Raw genomic sequence first — 19,383 nt, 5'->3', positions numbered from 1 at the left:
AAAGGACTTTTTCCAGAGATGGAAAGTTAACTTTCCAAAGGTGGAAAACTAATTTTCCAAGCTTGGAAAGTTCGCTTTCCACCCTTGGAAAATCCCGACAAGTACAAGGGAAGTGAGTAGACCCCATAATGACATTGCCTTCTCCTCACTGTAAGGCGAACTACACATTCCAATATAAGGAGGCATTGAGACTCGTACCAGTCATGATGCAAAGTAGCTTTGCGTCGCACTAGCACCCTATATTTAAGCCTCATCCCTATCCTATTCGGGAATAAGGATGAGGCACAAAAAGTCGCAGCTCCTTGCCTCCTGAGGTCTATACAACTAGATATTACCTCCGCTTGAAGAGCTCTGGCATAGTAAACTGCTTAGCTTTATCAACGACAGATACAACAAAGCCCCAGTGTACCGCTCGGTAAGCTGGGGCTTTGCTATCAGTAGAGGGATGAGAGAGGACTAGTACTTGAATCCCTTGTAGTAGACAGGCATGTCAGAGAGTGGGTGCCCAGGATCGTAGCAGGCGGAGATACTCATCCAGAAGTCTGCATTCACCTGCGAGGTCATTAGGTATTCATAGTTCCCATCTCGCTCAAGCCAAGTGATCTTATAGGGAGAATTGTCTGCGAGCGCATTGACCATTCCCTGCATCGCATAGCGGCGGTAGCGCCAGTTGTCACCATTCTGCACGAACTTGCGGATGTAGAGCTGACTAGGCTGATCACTGACGGGAGCGAAGTCAAGATAGTAGCTCAGCCAGGAGTTACCCGACGATGGAGAGTAGAGCTGGAAGGAAACCTTGTGGTCTCCACCATCAGTGCGCCCGATATATGCAAAGTCATTCAAGACATCTCCTTCACTATAGTAGGGGTCATAGGTGACTTCACCGATGATGCTATCCTGACCCTTATTGGGACCGTACTGATACTTCGCACCATTGGTACGATTCATGACATCACGGATAGCACTACCACACCAATACTCATAGAGAAGAGCACGGATCTTGTACTTCGTCAGGTCGTAGTAGCTAGACTGAATCTCTAGCTTTTCTCCAGAAGGAGTCAGAGCATGGTAGGCATCCCCTTCCTTCTGAATCTTGATCTGGCGGAGGAGCTCGGTACCGATCTGACCGACCTTACCCTGTGTAGCGTCACGATCATCAATCAGATCCTCTGGAGCGATGACCTCGATCCCCTCAGGAGAGAAGTGGATCGGGATGAGACGCTCCTTGGCAGATCCCACTTTGACTTGTAGCTGACGGATGAGACCGAAGACGGACATCTTGACCTCCTCACCACCGATGGTCGTCGTGGCAAGAGCCTTACCATAGACCGCATTACGGATTTCCTTAACCTTGTCGATGTAAGACTGAGCATCCTCCTTGAGGCGGATGAGCTGCATCCGATTGCGGCTATAGACCCCAACAAGCTCAATCGTATCCTGGTCAGCACTGACCTTGCCGAAGGTGAACTCGAAGTCACCCTCCAGCCCCTGAAGGAGCGTGTTGCGAGGTTCAGCGTAGCGGCCTAGAGCAGGATTGCGCGTATCGAAAGTCAAGCGGATACCCGCCGTATTATAGATACGATAGCTGGAGTGGATCACTTCGTCAAGATCCTCAGAATAGGAGTCAACGGCTCCGCCCTTGTGGAACTTGAAGGCGATATTGATACCACCATACTGGTAGCTACCAGGCAGAAGCACAAGGCGCCAGCCATGTTCGTTGCCAGTTAGTAGTTCGTTCAGCTTCTCCATCTCCTTTGTCAGATAGAGTGCTGGCTTGTCCTCTCCTACGGGCAGATTGTCATACATCTGGCAGGAGGAGAAAAGTGCCATGGCTCCTAGAGCCCAAGCAAAATAACGTCTCATAGCAGTCTAGTCTTTAGGGACAGTGGAAAAATAAGAGGGAGGAAGCTTGGAGAAGTCATCCTTGATGAACTCATAGTAGTCTTCAACGGTAGGGAACGTCCTATAGTCAGCCATAGCAGATATACGACGATTAGCCTCTGCACGGACTACATCGATATCGAGGTGGTAGTTAGCCTTCAGATATTCCTTCATGATGGCTAGCTTACGCTCCAGAATCTCACGTCCCGTGTAGCGAGCCTCTGGCTTATACTTTTTGTCCGCCCGGACCATCAGGTTCTCCCACTCACTGGGCAGGAGTACCATATAGGTACCATAGAGCTCGGCAAAGTCTTCCTCAGGGCTCTTGCTCGCATAGTCCGAGATGAAGCCTGCTGTCAGAGAAGAGATACCACGGATATACCAATAGGAGAATGCATTGTCCTGCTGGTAGTCTGAGATCGTCAGCTTCAGGAAGTCCTCTGGGACAGGAGTATCCTGGTGGAGGGTATGAGCGGACTCGTGGTAGAGCGTCTGGATATAGTTATCTCGAGCGCGCTCGTAGTAGTAATTGAAGCTGGATGCTTCGTAATTGGGGTCATCGTAGTAAGGGATGTTGAGTCTATTGATATCATAGACCTGGATCATCCCGAAGGGGGCTTCCCCGAGGAGGTTCTGCGTAGGACCATAACCAAGCGTACCGAAGAGGATGAGCTGCTTGATCGTATGGCGCTCAGCGAAGCCCTTGGGAGCTACCTTCTCGTACACTTCGAAGAAGGTATAGCGCATGAGGTTGATGTACTTCAGCGCCTGAGCCTCAGAGGCTGGTCCGAGCTTATAGAGGTTACTCGCTAGGCGGTCCTCATAGTTGTAGCGGATATCTACATTGAACTTCTTCCCGAAGTAGTTCTGGATGTACTTCTGGACCTCGGTCATCGTCGTCGTATCTAGTGGCGAGAAGATCGGGCGTGTAGGGTCGACCTCATCGGATGAAGATCCGCAACTCACAAGGGCTGCCGACAAGAGAAGCGACAAGAGAAGCGATGCAATGGTCTTATTGAATAGTTTCATAGCCGTATAGCGTTAGCGTGGGTTCTGCTTGATCTTACCGACGACAGCCTGCTGAGGCAGAGCGATAGCCTGGCGAAGATCTGTGCCAAGGAGCACCCCATCTTCGGGTACTGCGAAGGAGTCAGCACCAGCATCGATCTTCTTCCAGCGGTAGACATCGATACCATAGCGCTTGATATCTTGCCAGCGAAGACCTTCATGGAGCGTGAGGATACGACGGCACTGGAGGACGTACTGCAGGAGAGCTTCCGTAGCCGTGCCCTCGGTGATCGAAGAGCCATCGTGGAGCTTGAAGTGAGCCTTCGTTAGATGCTTCTTAGGCGAGCGCGTTGTCTTGTCAGCATAGGGCAGATTCTTGTAGTATTCTACGATCTCCTCCTGAGTGAAGGTCTTCTTAGCGAGACCAGGGCGGAGGTAGACTAAAGTCCACGCATTGAGGTCGGTAAGACCACCATCGAGATCCCCAAGACGGATCTTAGCTTCAGCACGGTTGATAAGAGCTTCGTCCGTAGTCAGCTGCACTTCGACACTACGATAGGAGTTCAGGATAGGCAGCTTAGGCTGATAGACCTTATCGATGAAGACCTTGTCGTAGATATAGGGAGCGAAGTTGTACTCGTCGCGGTTACGCTTTACGTTCCAGATGTTCTTCCAGAGCGTCTCATCAGCAGCACACTTATTGGAGTGCGTGTAGCGAGAGCCCGTGAAGGATTCACCACCAGTGGTGACGAACTGGAAGTTGGTGTAGAGCGAGATCACTAGGAGGTTAGCGCTATTGGTGGGGTGATAGTAAGCCAGTGCCTTAGCATTGGCATTAGCAGCATCGATACCCGTGTAGTTACCTGCCCAGTTGCGCAGCTGCGGTATAGGATTATTCCCAAGAAGCTTATCTGCGTACTCCTTAGCCTTGTCTGGCTGGTTGTAGTAGAGATAGAAGCGGGCGGCAAAGGCATAGGCAGCCTCAGCTGTGAAGTGGAAGCGACGGATCTCATTCTGGTAAATGTTGTACTTCTCCAGAAGAGGAATAGCTTCCTGCAGATCCTTATCAATCTTCTCGTAGGTCTCCTTGAGGGTACCACGGGGATAGTCGGGGAGGATAGTCGTGACACGCTCAGCAATATAGGGAATACCGAGGTTCGTCGCGCCACCCTGACCATCAAAGTTGTAAGGGAGACAGAAGACGTTCGCTAGCTGGAAGTGCGACCAAGCGCGCACGGCCAGGGCTTCACCACGAGAGGCCATATTACGGTCACCGAAGTTCTGCGTCTCCTCAATGAGCGTCAGTACTTCGTTAGCCTGAGCGATAGCATAGTAGTAGGACTCCCACATCTTGAGTGTCCCATCGTAGTAAGCGGAACCATCCGTCGTCGTGATAGGCTTCCAGTAGACAGCGAGGTCTTGGTAGTCCTCACGGTAGAGGTTACGCGTCTCATCCTCATACGTATTGTCCGAGGAGAGCTCCGAGATATGAGCCAGAGAAGACAGAGGGTAGGCGTAAGTCAGGAAGCGGCTGATCTTATAGGGGGTATTCCCATCGACGTAATGCCCATCGGCATTCTCGTCGAGGAACTTTCCACAAGAGCTCATCCCGAAGATAGAGCCAGCGAGCAAAGCCAGCCCGAGTAGGCTGAATGATAACTTCTTCATTCTGTATAGATCCTTTATACTATCCGACTAGAGTCCGATAGTAGCGGTGAAGATGTAGGAGTGAGGGGCATAGCCATAGGGTAGCGCTCCGTTGAGCTTCTTATCAGCATAGAGGAGTGCCACGTTGGAGGCTTGGAGCTTGAGGGCAAGCGAAGAGAGGCGCAGGCGATCTACGAAGCTCTTAGGTACCGTATAGCTCAGAGAGATATCACGTAGCTGGATGTAGTCAGTTTTAGCGACGCGGACATCAGACTTGTTGTAGTTCGTGTAGGCATTGCTCAGGTAGGGGTTAGCCTGACGGTGAGCATCCGTAGCGATCACAGGGACATTCGTACGCTCTTCGTCGCCAGCACGTAGCCAGCGGCGATTGAACTCCTTACCCATGACCTGATAGTCATTGTACTTCGTAGCAAACTGCTCGGGCAGGCGCATCACACCACCGAAGGAGTAGTAGATGTAGACACCGAGGCGGAAGTTCTTGAAGCTAAAGCTATTGTTGATACCACCTTGGTCGGTAGGTGTCTGAGTACCCGAGTAGACGAGGTAGTCGATATCCTCAGGGTTAGAAGCCGTCCAAGCGACCTGTCCTCCATGCTTAGGGCTGGTGATGTGGCGACCATCAGGTAGCACATCTGCACCATTGGGGAGGAAGAAGCGAGGATGCCCGTTCTCGTCCAGCTTGTAGAAGGGGATAGAGAAGAGTGCATTCAGAGGATAGCCCTGACGAGCAGCACCATCCGTGAGGTTCGTCACTGAGGGGCTGGTATTGAGGCGCGTCACCTTATTGGTATTGCGTGAGTAGGAGATTGAGGTAGACCAAGAGAAGTCGCGGGTGCGGATATTCTGCGTGGTCAGCGAGAGCTCGATCCCCTTAGCAGTCATCTGAGCGACGTTCCCATAGAGATAGTCGACGAAGCCACCAGTACCCTGAGGGAATACCTGGTCGATGAGGTCACGACCCTGACGATTGAAGAGGGTTACCCCTGCTGAGATACGCTCGTCAAAGAGACCGAAGTTGATCCCCCAGTTGAGCTCATACATCTTCTCATAAGTCAGGTCGAAGTTCGCAGGCTCATTGATATAGAGCCCTGGCTCGATGAGGTTAGCATCCCCGAAGAAGGGAAGAAGCGTCTTCAGACGAGGAAGTGCGTTGTGCACGAAGGGGATCGTCCCCGACATCCCATAGGAGAGATTCATCGAGAGCGAAGAGAGAGGCTTGAGCTTGGAGAAGAAGGCTTCCTGGTCGATCGTCCAAGTAGCACCGACATTCCAAGTGGGGATATAGCGGATAGTGCGAGCACGACCGAACTGGTTCGTCCCTTCACGACGATACGAAGCATTCACACGGTAGCGACCGAGGAGGGTGTAGTCGACATTACCGACGAGCGAGACCCCACGGTTAAGCGTAGGATGGATGCTATAGTACTGCTTGCTCTTGTTACGAAGGTTCGTGAAGAGCAGAGGAGAATAGGTAGTCAGATAACCAAGGTTGTAGTTGACCCCATAAGCATCGAACCACTCATTGAGGTGACGTTCTTCGAAGACTTCCAGACCGCCGACAGCTGAGAGGCTGTGCTGGCCGTTGCTACCGAAGCTATCATTGTAGTGGATCTTAGCCTGACCGTCGTAGCGCTCATCGATGATGTTCTGCGAATTGCGGATACCACCATAGGGCATCACGATCTGTGGGATGGCCGTAGGATTATCAAGGGGCTTATAGAGGTAGCTGTTGTTGTCTCGGATGATACTCTTGCTAATGTTGCGATAGACCTGAGCGGCATTAGACTGCTCATCACGGTCGGTGACACCATACTGGTCACGATAGCGTAGAGCGCCGAGGACCGAGAAACGGAGCTGGTTGATGGGCTGCCAGTCGATGGTGGCTTGCATGGAGAGGTTAGCCGTCTTGTAGTCACGAGTATTGTGCTGGAGCTCGTGCTTGATATTGAACGGCGTGTAGTCATACGCATAGAAAGCGTTGGGGTCTAGCGTACGGCTGGCAGTAGGAGCATAGTTCCCTGGGCGCCAGTCACCGCCATAACGCACCTTGCCGTAGGAGGCTGTAGAGCGGATACCGAAGCTCCACCCCTTGAAGGGTCTGAAATCAGCGTTGAAGTTGAACGAGTAAGTCTGAGAGTTCTCATACTTGTTCCACCCTGGGTCGAGGTTAGCATTGAGCGAAGCATAATAGTTTGCCTTCTGCGTACCTGTAGAGAAGGTCAAGGTATGCTGATGGCGGATGCTGTGCTGGAAGAGTTCCTTGAACCAGTTCGTATTGCGAAGCTCCGCAGCACGGAGGTAAGCAGCACGACCTGCATCGGTATTGAGGACACCGTACTCGCCAGTAGCATCATTATACTTATATATGCTATTGTAGAGGTAGCCATAGACCCCATACTGAGAGGCGATAAAGACCGCTTCGTTATCGAGGCTCTTACCATTGGCCATTTCATTGAAGACGGCCATCTGGTCCTGAGAGTTCAGAATGTTGTACTCACGATAAGAAGGGATAGCTCGATAGGTAAGCTCGGCCTGATAGGTGAAGGAGTTCGTCCCCTGCCCTGCCTTACTTGTGCGGACCGAGATGACCCCCCCGAGGGCGCGCTGACCATAGAGAGCGGTAGCCGAAGCGTCATTGATGACTTGGAAGCTCTGGATATCGCTTTCAGAGAGACCAGGAAGAGCTGCAGCAATGAGGCGCTTAGCTTCGGGAGAAGCAAGGTCTGCGACATTGAAGTTCTTGTCTTCCTTGTAGATCACTCCATCGATAACCCACAGTGGGTAATAGGTACTCTTGACGGAGGTAGCCTGACGCATCGTAGTGACACCGGCGGCATGGACTTCATTCTCGAGTTTGACAAGCAGAGAATCTGCTGAGGCCTGCAACTCGACCGTCTTCTTCCCATTGAGAGAGAAGACGAGTACGGTCTTTTCTCCTACCTGAAGGGAGAAGGTACCGTCAGTGGCTGAGAGCGTACGCTTCGATGCGTCTTGCTTGGAGGTGATGGATACACCCGAGAGAGGAGCTCCCGATTGGTCCACGACCTTACCATGTACCAAGACCATCTGGGCATACGCAGGTAGTGCACCGACGATCACCAGGATCAGGCAGGCGATGAGACTACGTAATTTTGTAAGCATAATCTAACCTTGATGCTGTATTTGTTTTGTGCTGATTGCGGGGCAAAATTAAAGAAAAGAGAACATAGGGCAACAGCATTTAACAACCCCTATTCCTTAACTTTTTAATTAAAGTATTTTATTTCCTGACTTCCCATGATTAACAGATCATTATGACAAGACCACGGTCTAAGTAGAGTGAAAACGCAGGCAAAACAAGGCATTATCACCCCCAAATGATCTATAAAATTTATAGATCTCACACTGGTTAATTATTGAGAGATCTCCTCCCAATCCCCCCGCTCCTCCCACTCCATCCAATCGGGAAACCCAGTCACTATACCAAAATACGCCCCCTTCTCAAGGCAAAAAGACACATTTCAAGTTATTATTAAGTCTTAACAGATTTCTAAACCCTATTATTGGGGTCAGGAGACTCGGCATATTAGCCCCAAAATCTAAGCGCAAGGCATACAAGGGTCCAGCGATGATCTTCCTTGAGCTTTCAAGGAGTGGTATATGACTAGGCTAATATTCCACCTCAAGACTACCAGCTATTTCCCCATCGCCCTCCAACCAAAGCAGCTCAACTGAGCATCACCTTCATAGAGCTACTCCACAGGCGGCAGAGCACACCTTCTAGCAACAGCCAAATAAAACCTACTGTAGGTCGTCCTTGCGACCCACGGTAGGTCGGTCGACCGACCCACAGTAGGTTTTCTGACCGACCTACCATAGGTCGCTTAACCACCCCTCCGCATGTGCCTATTTTGAAGGGGTAGAGCAAGGAAATATCCCCATGAAGAAACTAAAGAAACGAGGTCCTGTGCCAGCTTGATTTCCTCGTCCCAATAGCAAACCGAAAAGGATGCGACAAGTCAATCCCTCGCATACCGATGCCTCTGGCTTAGCTCAATCCAATCCTTCTCGTTGAACTAGAGCCACCATAAGCGATGGAGATCTAGGGCAAGTTCACCCCGCCTTAGCAGACAAGTCTAGCTAAAATCAGGAAATAATCTTACCTTTACGTTGTTCATACATTATTAATCTCTAATCGAATAGGATTATGTCTAAGTGCTCAAGTGGAAATTTCGTCCTCGGCATCCTCATCGGAGCAGCCGCAGGTGCTGCAGCAGCTTACTTCTCTGACCGTCGTAAGCGTGAAGCCTTCGCTGATAACTTCTCTAGCTCCGTAGAACGTGCTCGCGATAGCATCGTCGAAGGATACTACGAAGCTAAGGACCGCTACAATCGCTACCGCAACAAGCTCACCGAAGAGACCAACGATCTGCTCGATGAGATCGAAGGCAACGACTAGCCTTCCCGCCCCCAAATCAAGAGGCGAATACCCGTGATAGGCGCTACTTCTCGCACGTAGATCTCGGCGTATTCGCCTCTTAGTTTATCATCCCTCGAAGTACGAAGCTCTATGAAGTCACAGAATAGCGGTTTTTCCCTTTCCCAGCTTGCCCATCACCTCACGGCTCTCTCCCGAGAACGTATAGATATCACAGCCCTCTCCTTGGGAGGTGCTGTTGCTCGTGGAGCCTCCTCATTCGTCTTCTGGGGGATCTTAGCTCTGCTCTTCTTCTTCCTCTTCCTTGCGCTCAATATCGCTCTCGGCTTTGCACTAGCCACTTGGAGTGAGTCTTCCCCTGCGCTAGGCTTCCTCTACCTTGCTACCGGCTATCTAGGGCTCATGCTCCTAGTCGTGCTCGTACGCCCTTGGATCACTAAGGCCGTCCGTGATGCCGTCGCACGCAAGGCGCTAGCCGAGACGAAGCGTATCAACCTACGCCTTGACCTCATCCCCTATCTACGGAGACAGAAGTACAACAGCCCCTCACGCTCCATCCGAAATGGTGGTTCCTACCTTGTCCTTGAGCAAGCTCGCTACCAGACACTCATCCTACAAGACGAGACCTTCCCACAGGTAGTACGTGGGATGACCTACCTCCGAGACCATCGTCGAGAGATCATCTCCGACTATGTCCGTGACGAAGCTCTCTACTGCGTCGCCAGTGTCCCCGTGCTTGGCAACATCCTAGAGCGACTAGGCTATAGAGCTCCCGAGCACTCTCACCTCTTCAGCAAGAGAGCTCTTGAGGAGGAGAAGCAGCCTAAGAGTAAGCTAGCCAAGTACACACCCTACCTACTTATGGCTTGGGACTTCCTCAGCCCTACCCTCCTCGGCATCTTAGCAAGCCAAACCCAAGGTCTCCTATTCCGTCTCTTCTCGGGGAAGAAGGCCAAGGCGAAAAGGCCCTCTTGGCGTAGACGCTAGATAGTATTCCCTCCCCCACCTACATACTATATATAAGGTATATGAAGAAGTACACCATCGTCGGCATCGGCGAACTACTCTTCGATGTCTTCCCTGACCGCAAAGCCCTCGGAGGAGCTCCTACCAACTTCGCCTACCACTGTCAGCAGCTCGGCCATGAAGCTTACTCCATCAGTGCGATTGGTAGAGATAGCCTTGGAGCAGAGATCAAAGAGCAACTCCATTCACGGGGGCTGAAGACCATTCTTCAGGAGAATGAGCATCCTACGGGTACCGTCCTCGTCACACTTAGCGAAGGAGGAGTCCCCTCCTACGAGATCTCTGAAGGGGTGGCTTGGGATCATATCGAATACACGGAGGAACTCGAAGCCCTAGCCCAGCGTACCGATGCCGTATGCTTTGGTTCTCTAGCTCAGCGCTCACCACAGTCAGCCTCGACCATCCAGCGCTTGCTTGAGGCTATGCCTGCAGGTAGCCTACGCATCTTCGACATCAACATCCGTCTCCACTACTATACCTACGAGGTCATCCATGCCTCTCTGGAGCATGCTGACCTGCTGAAGCTCAACGATGAGGAAGTCCCCATCCTAGGTCAGCTCCTAGGTATCGAAGGGACGATGGAGGAAGTCTGTCGTGCTATCCTCGAGCGCTACGATCTTGATGCTGTCATCCTCACCCGAGGTGCTGATGGATGCAATATCTACCACCCAAAGGGCAGTGTCTATCACCCCTCTGCTCGGGTAAAGATCGCAGATACCGTAGGGGCAGGCGACTCCTTCACTGCAGGCTTCGTCTCCGCCCTCCTCGCTGGACGTTGCCTCCTAGAGGCTGTCGCTCTAGCGACCCGTATAGCAGCCTTTGTCTGCTCACACCACGGAGCGATGCCCACCCTTCCCGAGGAATACAAGGAATATCTGGAGGAGCGAGACTGATCGCTCCTCCCTCTCTTCTCTAGAGGCCCTTCCTACAAGGGACTTGGCACTCGCCTAGTCTCGAAGCATGGGGAAAGGTCAATGATGAATGGAGATTAGAGACGGAGGGATAAAAACTAACCTGACCATCTCTCCCGAGATAGCCAGGTCATTCGATTTATCACTTAAACGGTTTACTATTTACAAGAGTTGATGCTAGATAAAGCTGTATCACTCTCACATTGCAAAGGTAGAGCTTCGGATACGAGGCTACAATACCTATTTATCATGATTATCTAGCATTTATCTACCTACTTTCGTGGATTGTACGAGGATAGGGAATGGCCTACCTTTGCTCCGTATCCTTCAGGATCATCCTCTTAGAGTCCGCCGTATTAAATCAACTATTCTGATCAATGAATTCCTATAGACATCTCCAGGGACATGCCTTTGTCGCTCCCTTCACTGCACACTCACGTATGAGCGACGTCATCCTCGGCAGCTCGGCAGCCCTACTCATCATCTCTCGCTGCGGGATACCTCTGGGCTTCGGAGATAAGAGCATCGGACAGATCTGCCAAGAGCATCACGTGGATACGAAGACACTGCTCCTACTCCTCAATAGCTCGATCATAGAGAACTACGACCCGACCCCCGAGCAGATCGCCTCGGTGCACCTCGACAGCCTACTCAAATACCTAACAAATTCACACTCCTACTTCCTTGACTTCCGCCTCCCTGCCATCCGTCAGAGGTTGCTCTCGGCCATGTCCAACTGCCCACAGGACTTGACCTATGTCATCCGTCGCTTCTTCGACGAATATGCCGAAGAGGTACGCAAGCACATGAGCTATGAGGATCGTGTGGTCTTCCCTTACGCTCGCAAGCTGATGGCTGGCGAACGAGATAGCCACTACAATATCGGGATCTTCATCAAGCGACACGATCAGATCGAGCTCAAAATCACCGAGCTCAAGAACCTACTGATCAAGTACTACACAGCTCCCTCGGGCTATGAGATGACCTCTGTACTCCAGGACATCTTCACCGTGGAGTTCGATCTCGCAGGTCACAACTACATCGAGGATGCGATCTTCACTCCCCTCATCGAATATCTCGAGCAGAAGATGGGTTAGTCTGCTCTAGGCTACCTCTCTAGAGCATACGTGATCGTACTCTCCCCCTTGATTTCATTCCCCCATGATATAGACCCATGGTTACTCCTATCAAGATAGCCGTCGCCGAGCCCACTGCTATTGTCCGGTCAGGACTAGAGGCTCAGCTACGCAAGCTCCTTCATTACAAGGCTCAGATCATCTATCTGATCGATGAGAACCGCCGTGAGTGGCAGGATGTCGCTACGGTCATCTCTGCGGACATCTTCATCATCAATCCGCTACTCACGGGTCCTTCACCCCGCCTTGCCCTACCCCATCTCCCCGAGCACACCAAGATCATCGCTCTGTGCTACGGAGCCTATGACCCGAGCCTCCTCAAGGAGTTCGATGGGGTCATTCATCTTGCCGACACCCCTCTGCAGATCTCGGAGACGATCGATCAGCTACTACAGAACGAATCTGCGGCTACCCCACTCACCCCCGATTCGCAAGCGCTCACACCTCGTGAACGTGAGATCATCATCTGCGTCGTCAAGGGGATGACGAATAAGGAGATCGCTGGTCAGCTTTACCTCTCCACCCACACCGTCATCACGCACCGACGTAATATCTCCAAGAAGCTACAGATCCATAGCCCCAGCGGTCTGACGATCTATGCGATCATGAACAAGCTCGTCGAGCTTGAGGACATCAAGCAAGACCTCTAGCGATCAGTAGCGAACGAGAGAAGGAGCGCATGAAAGAGAAGTGGTAGAAGAAAGCGAAAGACTCTCCTCCATCACTCGGTAAGCCCCGCATATCATATACAAAGAACGCCTTCCCCTGCAGAAGCAGAGGAAGGCGTTCTTTTGCTATAAGGAAAGCCTCATGAGCAATCAATGTGAGAGAAAAGGATAGTCCATAAGGGGTAAGACAAGAGGGAGCCTAAGAGCAAAGGAAGTGCACTAACCCTCGTAGCGAAGGCGGGCTACTAGATTTGCTTATCGTAGTCGGGATGGAGCATCTTCTTCCGATACTCCGTAGGGGTCATACCTCGCACGTTCTTGAAGGCTCGCACGAAGTTGGGATAGGTATCGAAGCCACACTGGTCAGCCACCTCGACGAAGCTGATCATTGTATCCTTATCCAGGAGGTTGCAAGCCTTCTTGATCTTGAGTCGCTGGATATAGCCCGAGGGGGGATAGCCCGTCAGCGCATGGATCTTGCGGTGGAGCTGTCTACTACTCATGCACATGGAGAAGGCGATCGTTGCGACACTCACCTCCTTATTGCGACTGAGCTGCATATAGACGAAGTCGGATACCTTATCCAAGAAGCGCAGATCCTCCTCTTGGCAGGTATCGGTGTCTGGACGAAGATCGGCATCCTTTTCCTCTAGAGGCTTCTCCCGCTCTTTACCCTTGACCGCCATGGCTAAGAACTTCTCCTGCAGCATCCGTCGCCCAGCAAGTAGCTTCTCCACTCGGGTGCGTAGCTCATCGCCACTGAAGGGCTTAGCAAGGTAAGCATCTGCCCCCGCCTCGATCCCTGCGATACGTTCCTCTTCGGAGATCTTCGCCGTCACGACGATGATGGGTATATGATTGATGATCTCATTGCTCCGGATGTGTCGGCATAGCTCGAGACCATCCATGGAGGGCATCATCAGATCGGTGATGATGAGATTAGGCACCAGTTCTAGGGCTTTCATCAGCCCCTCCCTACCATCATAAGCATAAGAGATCTCATACTGACTGGAGAACTGAGAGGCGATATAGGCCGCTATATCTCGGTTATCCTCGATGATGAGCAGACGCTGCTCGCTGTCAACCTTCTCGCTATCGACAGCGTTGGTAGAGGAGTCTGGGAGCTGAGGTGTCATCTCCACCTCTGCGGGAGAGATCTGTCGCTTCGCCCGATGATGAATGGGCATAGTGAGATGGAAAGTCGTCCCCTTCCCCTCTTTACTCTCCACAGTGATACGTCCTCCGATAGTGGTCATGATCTGCTTGACGAGAACCATACCCACACCTGCACCGGCACTTCTAGTCTCGCTCTTTGCTTGGTAGAAGGGCTCGAAGATACGCTGTATCGTCTCCTCATCCATTCCCCGACCCGTATCCGATAGATCTACGAGAAGTTGATCGCCCGATCGGTGCATCGATAGACACACGTGACCAGACTGAGGGGTGAACTTGAAGGCATTGGAGAGCAGATTGTTCATCACCTTGCTCATGTAGTCGGGTACAAAGTCCATCACCACGGGCTCTTGGACAAAGAACTGCAGCTCGACACCTTGGTGACGTGCATACTCACGCCAGCTCTCTACGAGCATCATGAAGTAGGCGGTGATGTCGCCATTGCACCAGTCTGGCTCTCCAAAGGCTGACTCCACTTTGCTGATATCTAGGAGCTGGTTGATGAGGTGAAGGAGACCTTTGCCCTGACGCTCTATGACCTGAGCCTTATCCCTCACCTCTTCTTCGACCTCTGGCTTCTGCAGGTCATGACTGAGTCCTAGGATGAGGGTAAGTGGAGTGCGAAGCTCATGGGTGATATGTGTGAAGAAGGTCTCTCGAAGGGCCAAGATTCGCTGGAGCGCAAGGTGATTGCGACAACGTACGCGCCCCAGATAGATCAGCGAGATGACGACGATGAGCAGAGCCACCGTCAAGATGATCCCTACGAAAAGAATCAGATGGTACAGAGAGAAAGCTGTGGGAGTGCTACCCGAGCCTATAGAGGCTGAGGATACACCCGATCGCTCTCCGCACGAAGCTAAGGAGAGGAAGCAGAGAAGAGGAAAGATCCAGCCCCCCAAGCTCCAGCGTGAAAGGCAGTCTTTCATCCAAAACATAGAGGATAGGCAGAGATCAAGGATCCGTGGCATACCTACGGATGGGATAGATGGCTCGAGGGCCGATCGGTGATGACTCATAGCGATGAGATCTGATATAGGGGAAGAGCTGTAGAGACTAATATATACTTATATCTAGAGCGTTTGCTGTTTCCTCTTGCGAAAATAATAAAAGTCTCTCACCCCACATACGATAGGCCTCTAAGAGCGACCCAATGTAGATCGTAGGTGGGAGCCATCAGTAGGGAGAAAGTGCTACCCATGATGGGTAACCAAGACGACCCATCATGGGTAACAAAGGCGACCCATCATGGGTAACCAAGACGACCCATCATGGGTAACCAAGACGACCCATCATGGGTAACAAAGGCGACCCACCATGGGTATATCTGTACCCCAAACAGGTCGGGTGAAGCGCATGAAGATGTATGTAACTGATCGGATAGGATCGGTGTCTTTTCACCCAACCTATCACCACTAACCATCTATCAAACAAACAACTACACCCAATGAATGTCCGATAATGATAAGTCCCGAAGAATAAGAATGTCCGAAATCAGTAGTTTTTTGTCTGAATTCGACAGGGAACCTCCCAACTTCTCTCCTTAGCTTTGCACCAGAAGTCATAGCATAATCACCAACGCACTATGAAGCGACACGAAGACGGTACTCCGACCGACAAACAAAGACGGAGCATGCAGTACTCTGAGGATCGCTTTACGCTCCTCGATACGATACGAGAGATCGTGCGTGACGAACTCGATCGTCGGGGAGTGGCTCCGATGGGTCAAGCATCCCGAGGACAGCTTCCCGAGGAGGGGACCGAGACTAAGGGTCTCGATCCTCCTCCATCTACCCCACCTCCGAGTAGTGACTCTTGAGGTACTTCCCGCAGAATCCCCGCTCTACTACCCCACCACAAGTGGTAGCAGGGCCTGAAGACAAGATAACATACCATCAACTCTATTTAACTACAAACAGACATGAACAAACAACGAGCAAATCGCCTCATCCAGTCACTCAGTGACCGATGGGTGCGCGTAGGCTTCACCGCACTCTGCTCTCTGGTCGTAGCTGTTAGCTCCCAAGCGCAGACGATGGACCAAGGAGCTCCTCAGATGCCCCGAGCTCTCAACAGCGAGCTACGCACGAATACGTGGAGCATCTTCACCCAAGGAGGCCTCTCTTGGGCTACCGATGTGTGGTACCCCAGCCTCAATGCCAAGCGCAGCTACAAGCAAGCTCCCGCCCTTGGGGGAGGTATCGACTTCACCATCCGTCCTTGGATCCGTGTAGGAGCCGAATATCTATGGTCACGCTATCGTCGTGAGCAGCGTGTGACGAGTCTCGCCACTAGGGAGATGCCTATCAAGGTCTATGGCAACTATCTGATGAACTTCCACAACGCTAAGCTAGGTCTCGGCTTCAACTTCATGGAGCTCTGGCCTCGCCGTGGTGCTCAGTGGTTCAACATCTGGCTTGGTACGGGTGTAGGCTACACCTATGCGCAAGGCAACGAATACTCCTTCCTGCTGAACAATACCCTTACCCAAGGCGGTAAGACCATCCCCCTCTATGACGGGACGAGCATCAGCAATGAGGGTGCTCTGACCTTCTCAGGTCGTGTCAAGACAAAGAACCGTCACGAAGACTATCAGAGCTTCTATATCCCCGCTTCGCTACATATCGAAGCCGATGTATCCCGACAGTTCAACATCGGGCTGAAGGGTGAGATGGACTGGATCCTAGATCGTAAGGATATCTCTCCGAAGAACCTCATCTTCGGTCTTGCAACGCTCCGCTACAACTTCGTCCACAGCGAAGCATATCACCTGAAGAAGTACTACGGCGAGCAGATCTCTGTGCTCAATGACCAGATCAATGCCCTCCAGCAGGCTGCTCGTGATGCCGAAGCTCGTGCCGACCGTGAAGCACAAGCTCGTGCCGAAGCAGAGCGTCTCTGCGCCGACCTAGAGCGTCGTCTAGCTGACTGCAGCGAGGCAGGAGCAGGCGTAGCACAGCCAGCACACTTCGTACAGTTCGCTCACGACAGCTACATGATCAGCCGTGTCGAGCTGGAGCGCCTCAAGGAGTTCGCCCGCAGTGCTCAGGGGCAGAAGATCGAACTGCTAGCCGAAGCTAGTACACCTGGTGCTACCGACTACAACCAGCAGCTCTCTACCCGTCGCTTGAAGGAAGTCGTCCGTGTCCTCCTACTCGAAGGCTTCGCTGCCGATGATCTCAACCCTCAGCTAGCTATCGGCGAACGTAATGGTAAGCCTACTGCTGAAGGTCGACGCGTCACCCTCTCCATCAAGAAGTAATCACCCTTAGCATCCTAATAGCATTATGAAACGAATACTCAAATCACTTGTTGCTCTGGCTCTGCTTACGGCACTACCAGTCTCCTTCTCCTCGTGTCGGGAGGATGCACCAAGTATCACTCATACGACAAGGGTCTCAGTGACCAATGACTTCTCTGCTGTAGTGGAGGCGATCAACAACGGTAACCTCAAGCGTGAAGAGGCCATCAAGAAGATCACCGAAGCCATCAACCGCATGAACGGGAGCCATACCGAAATACTTGGCGAGATCCTCAAGGTCCTCGGCTCGGTCAATAACACTCTGGATACGAAGCTCGCTGCCATCGAGGCGGCTATCGCATCCCAGAAGCTCCTCCTGGAGGATAAGCTAGAGGTCATCGCAAAGGCCATCAGTGACCACATGCTCAATCAAGAGGAGGCTGTGAAGAAGATCACTCAGGCCATCGAGAAGCTCGGCGGGACACTCGCCCAGAGACTGGAGCAGATCCAAGCAGCTATCAATAGTAAGGAGAAGTCGCTTCAGGAGAAGCTCAACCTCATCCTAGCTACGATCGATGCCCAGACGATCAACCTAAGCGGTAAGCTCAGTACGATCAAGGCTCTTCTAGAGACTGAGACGGCTACCATCAAGGAACGACTTGGGGCTCTAGACACAGCGATGCAAGAGCTCCTCAAGCAAGTCAAGGCCAATGGTCAGGCTCAGGGAAAGATCCTCGAGCAACTCGAGACACTTGCCACTACGGTGAATACCCTCCTCGGAGAAGTACGGGCAGGGAAGGCAGAGGCTGCTCAGGCCCTTGCCGAGATCCTCAAGAAGCTCGATGAGCTGATCGCCAAGATCAATAATACCGTACCTACCCCTGAGGTCATTGATCTCGGTCTCAGTGTCGAGTGGTCTGACACCTACCTCGGAGCTGCAACTCCTCTCGAATTCGGTGACTATTACGCTTGGGGTGAGTTAAAGACCAAGGAAGTCTACGACTGGTCTACCTACAAGTTCGCCAGACCTTCAGATGCCGACCCCAATAAGTACCTCTTAACGAAGTACTGCATCCATGAGAGCTACTGGGGAGGTGTGGGTCCCATGGACAACAAGAAGTACCTCGATGAAGAAGATGATGTAGTCAAGGCAAAGCTCGGTGGTAAGTGGCGCATGCCCACCATCGAAGAAGTCAAGGAGCTCTGTGATAACTGTACTTGGGAGCTGAAGAATATCAATGATGTCAGATGCCTCGTCGGTACAAGCAAGCTCACAGGGAAGACGATTACCCTAAGCTTCTCAGGATATCGTGATGGCGATAAGGTAGACCACCTAACCGAAACGCTTGCTTTCTGGAGCAATGAGATTGATGCTCGAGTAGAATACGAAGTGAACTCTCAAGCCCTAGTCTGCATACCTTCCTTCGACGAAAATCCTGGAGATGGGAACGGTCCTCGCTACCTTGGTCTCTCCATACGACCTGTACGCACCAAGTAGCACCAGCAGCATCCCTCACTCCCACCCGCCCCACACGGCGGGTGGGGTAAGCGGTCAAGCTAAATATATGCCTTAGGTATATCCTATTAACAATAGACATCATCATGAAACGAATACTTAGACCCCTCGTTGCCCTCGCACTGCTGCTAGCAGTACCCGCCTCCTTCACTTCTTGTCAGGAGGATTCGCCCGAGGTCGACTATAATATGGAGGTCACCGTGACCAATGACTTCACCAAGGTGATAGAAGCCATCAATAACGGTGCTCTCAAGGACGAAAAAGCCATCCTGGAGCTCGCTGGGGCGATCGACAAGATGAATACGGACCAAGCTACCAAGCTAAAAGCCATCCTCGATGTACTAGGGGATGTCAACAAGACTCTTGAGACCAAGCTTGCTGCCATCGCCGCTGCCATCGAGTCACAGACGCTCGTGCTGAAGAGCAAGCTCGTCGCGATCGCTGAGGCTATTGACAAGCACATGAAGAAGCAGTCGGAGCTCGTAGGGATGATCGCTGAAGCTATCGACAAGCTAGGCGGGACGCTCTCGGATAAGCTGGATCAGATCACGAAGGAGATACATGACCCACAGAAGGCTCTTCAGGAGCGGATCGATCTCTTGCTCGGAGCTATACGTAGCAAGACACTGACCTTCGCACAGAAGCTTGATTTCATCGAGTCAGCTACGACCTCAGAGATCAACAAGGATAAGCCTAAGGATCAGTTCCAGATCCTAAGTGTCAGCCTTAGCGAACTCT

At 51.9% G+C, this 19,383-nt stretch carries 13 protein-coding genes and 1 pseudogene; 9 read left to right on the top strand and 5 right to left on the bottom strand.

Annotated elements, in window-relative coordinates; all coding sequences use genetic code 11:
• Positions 1-456 precede the first annotated feature (456 nt).
• Genes Q0336_RS01750 through Q0336_RS01735 form a run of 4 tightly spaced genes read right to left on the bottom strand, consistent with a single transcriptional unit; the run spans position 457 to position 7,698 of the window.
• Positions 457-1,863, bottom strand: coding sequence for a DUF4302 domain-containing protein (locus Q0336_RS01750; RefSeq protein WP_298524890.1), 1,407 nt, complete (start codon positions 1,861-1,863; stop codon positions 457-459).
• Between the two features lie 6 nt (positions 1,864-1,869).
• Positions 1,870-2,910, bottom strand: coding sequence for a substrate import-associated zinc metallohydrolase lipoprotein (locus Q0336_RS01745; protein ID WP_298524888.1), 1,041 nt, complete (start codon positions 2,908-2,910; stop codon positions 1,870-1,872).
• A 12-nt stretch (positions 2,911-2,922) separates the two neighbouring features.
• Positions 2,923-4,557, bottom strand: a complete 1,635-nt coding sequence (locus Q0336_RS01740) for a RagB/SusD family nutrient uptake outer membrane protein (RefSeq protein ID WP_298524885.1) — start codon at positions 4,555-4,557, stop codon at positions 2,923-2,925.
• A 27-nt stretch (positions 4,558-4,584) separates the two neighbouring features.
• Positions 4,585-7,698 carry a TonB-dependent receptor gene (locus Q0336_RS01735; RefSeq protein WP_298524883.1) on the bottom strand — a complete coding sequence of 1,038 codons (3,114 nt, stop codon included), beginning with the start codon at positions 7,696-7,698 and terminating at the stop codon, positions 4,585-4,587.
• A 1,045-nt stretch (positions 7,699-8,743) separates the two neighbouring features.
• Between Q0336_RS01735 and Q0336_RS01730 the strand changes: the two genes are divergently transcribed.
• The 5 genes from Q0336_RS01730 to Q0336_RS01710 all read left to right on the top strand — a co-directional run bounded on the left by Q0336_RS01730 (position 8,744) and on the right by Q0336_RS01710 (position 12,697).
• Complete coding sequence (locus Q0336_RS01730) at positions 8,744-8,995, top strand: YtxH domain-containing protein (RefSeq protein ID WP_298524880.1); 252 nt, start codon at positions 8,744-8,746, stop codon at positions 8,993-8,995.
• Between the two features lie 111 nt (positions 8,996-9,106).
• The gene (locus tag Q0336_RS01725) at positions 9,107-9,961 is read left to right on the top strand and encodes a hypothetical protein (protein ID WP_298524877.1); all 855 of its coding nucleotides are present in this window, start codon (positions 9,107-9,109) and stop codon (positions 9,959-9,961) included.
• A gap of 41 nt (positions 9,962-10,002) precedes the next feature.
• Entirely contained in the window at positions 10,003-10,893 is an 891-nt protein-coding gene (locus Q0336_RS01720) for a carbohydrate kinase (RefSeq protein WP_298524875.1), read from the top strand.
• A gap of 395 nt (positions 10,894-11,288) precedes the next feature.
• The gene (locus Q0336_RS01715; RefSeq protein ID WP_298524872.1) at positions 11,289-12,008 is read left to right on the top strand and encodes a hemerythrin domain-containing protein; all 720 of its coding nucleotides are present in this window, start codon (positions 11,289-11,291) and stop codon (positions 12,006-12,008) included.
• A gap of 77 nt (positions 12,009-12,085) precedes the next feature.
• The gene (locus Q0336_RS01710) at positions 12,086-12,697 is read left to right on the top strand and encodes a response regulator transcription factor (RefSeq protein ID WP_298524868.1); all 612 of its coding nucleotides are present in this window, start codon (positions 12,086-12,088) and stop codon (positions 12,695-12,697) included.
• Between the two features lie 263 nt (positions 12,698-12,960).
• On the opposite strand, the gene Q0336_RS01705 is transcribed toward Q0336_RS01710, so the two are convergent.
• Positions 12,961-14,817: an ATP-binding protein gene (locus tag Q0336_RS01705; protein WP_298524865.1), complete on the bottom strand. Its 1,857-nt coding sequence runs from the start codon at positions 14,815-14,817 to the stop codon at positions 12,961-12,963.
• 656 nt (positions 14,818-15,473) lie between these two features.
• Here Q0336_RS01705 and Q0336_RS01700 point away from each other — a divergent pair.
• From Q0336_RS01700 to Q0336_RS01685, 4 genes and pseudogenes are all read left to right on the top strand, one after another.
• Positions 15,474-15,707: a hypothetical protein gene (locus tag Q0336_RS01700; RefSeq protein ID WP_298524862.1), complete on the top strand. Its 234-nt coding sequence runs from the start codon at positions 15,474-15,476 to the stop codon at positions 15,705-15,707.
• A gap of 102 nt (positions 15,708-15,809) precedes the next feature.
• Positions 15,810-17,150: a hypothetical protein gene (locus Q0336_RS01695; protein ID WP_298524860.1), complete on the top strand. Its 1,341-nt coding sequence runs from the start codon at positions 15,810-15,812 to the stop codon at positions 17,148-17,150.
• A gap of 25 nt (positions 17,151-17,175) precedes the next feature.
• Complete coding sequence (locus Q0336_RS01690; RefSeq protein ID WP_298524857.1) at positions 17,176-18,627, top strand: hypothetical protein; 1,452 nt, start codon at positions 17,176-17,178, stop codon at positions 18,625-18,627.
• Positions 18,628-18,731: 104 nt separating this feature from the next.
• Positions 18,732-19,383: pseudogene (locus tag Q0336_RS01685) on the top strand (hypothetical protein); the annotation flags it as partial.

It is taken from the genome of uncultured Porphyromonas sp. (assembly GCF_938039215.1).
Lineage (GTDB): Bacteria > Bacteroidota > Bacteroidia > Bacteroidales > Porphyromonadaceae > Porphyromonas.
This window is presented reverse-complemented; position numbering and strand designations above follow the sequence as displayed.

Excerpts from the sequence above, each read along its gene's own strand:
- Q0336_RS01735 (WP_298524883.1), bottom strand. The coding sequence starts at position 7,698 with ATGCTTACAAAATTACGTAGTCTCATCGCCTGCCTGATCCTGGTGATC.
- Q0336_RS01710 (WP_298524868.1), top strand. The coding sequence starts at position 12,086 with ATGGTTACTCCTATCAAGATAGCCGTCGCCGAGCCCACTGCTATTGTC.
- Q0336_RS01745 (WP_298524888.1), bottom strand. The coding sequence starts at position 2,910 with ATGAAACTATTCAATAAGACCATTGCATCGCTTCTCTTGTCGCTTCTC.
- Q0336_RS01740 (WP_298524885.1), bottom strand. The coding sequence starts at position 4,557 with ATGAAGAAGTTATCATTCAGCCTACTCGGGCTGGCTTTGCTCGCTGGC.
- Q0336_RS01690 (WP_298524857.1), top strand. The coding sequence starts at position 17,176 with ATGAAACGAATACTCAAATCACTTGTTGCTCTGGCTCTGCTTACGGCA.
- Q0336_RS01715 (WP_298524872.1), top strand. The coding sequence starts at position 11,289 with ATGAATTCCTATAGACATCTCCAGGGACATGCCTTTGTCGCTCCCTTC.
- Q0336_RS01700 (WP_298524862.1), top strand. The coding sequence starts at position 15,474 with ATGAAGCGACACGAAGACGGTACTCCGACCGACAAACAAAGACGGAGC.
- Q0336_RS01705 (WP_298524865.1), bottom strand. The coding sequence starts at position 14,817 with ATGAAAGACTGCCTTTCACGCTGGAGCTTGGGGGGCTGGATCTTTCCT.
- Q0336_RS01695 (WP_298524860.1), top strand. The coding sequence starts at position 15,810 with ATGAACAAACAACGAGCAAATCGCCTCATCCAGTCACTCAGTGACCGA.
- Q0336_RS01725 (WP_298524877.1), top strand. The coding sequence starts at position 9,107 with ATGAAGTCACAGAATAGCGGTTTTTCCCTTTCCCAGCTTGCCCATCAC.
- Q0336_RS01730 (WP_298524880.1), top strand. The coding sequence starts at position 8,744 with ATGTCTAAGTGCTCAAGTGGAAATTTCGTCCTCGGCATCCTCATCGGA.
- Q0336_RS01750 (WP_298524890.1), bottom strand. The coding sequence starts at position 1,863 with ATGAGACGTTATTTTGCTTGGGCTCTAGGAGCCATGGCACTTTTCTCC.
- Q0336_RS01720 (WP_298524875.1), top strand. The coding sequence starts at position 10,003 with ATGAAGAAGTACACCATCGTCGGCATCGGCGAACTACTCTTCGATGTC.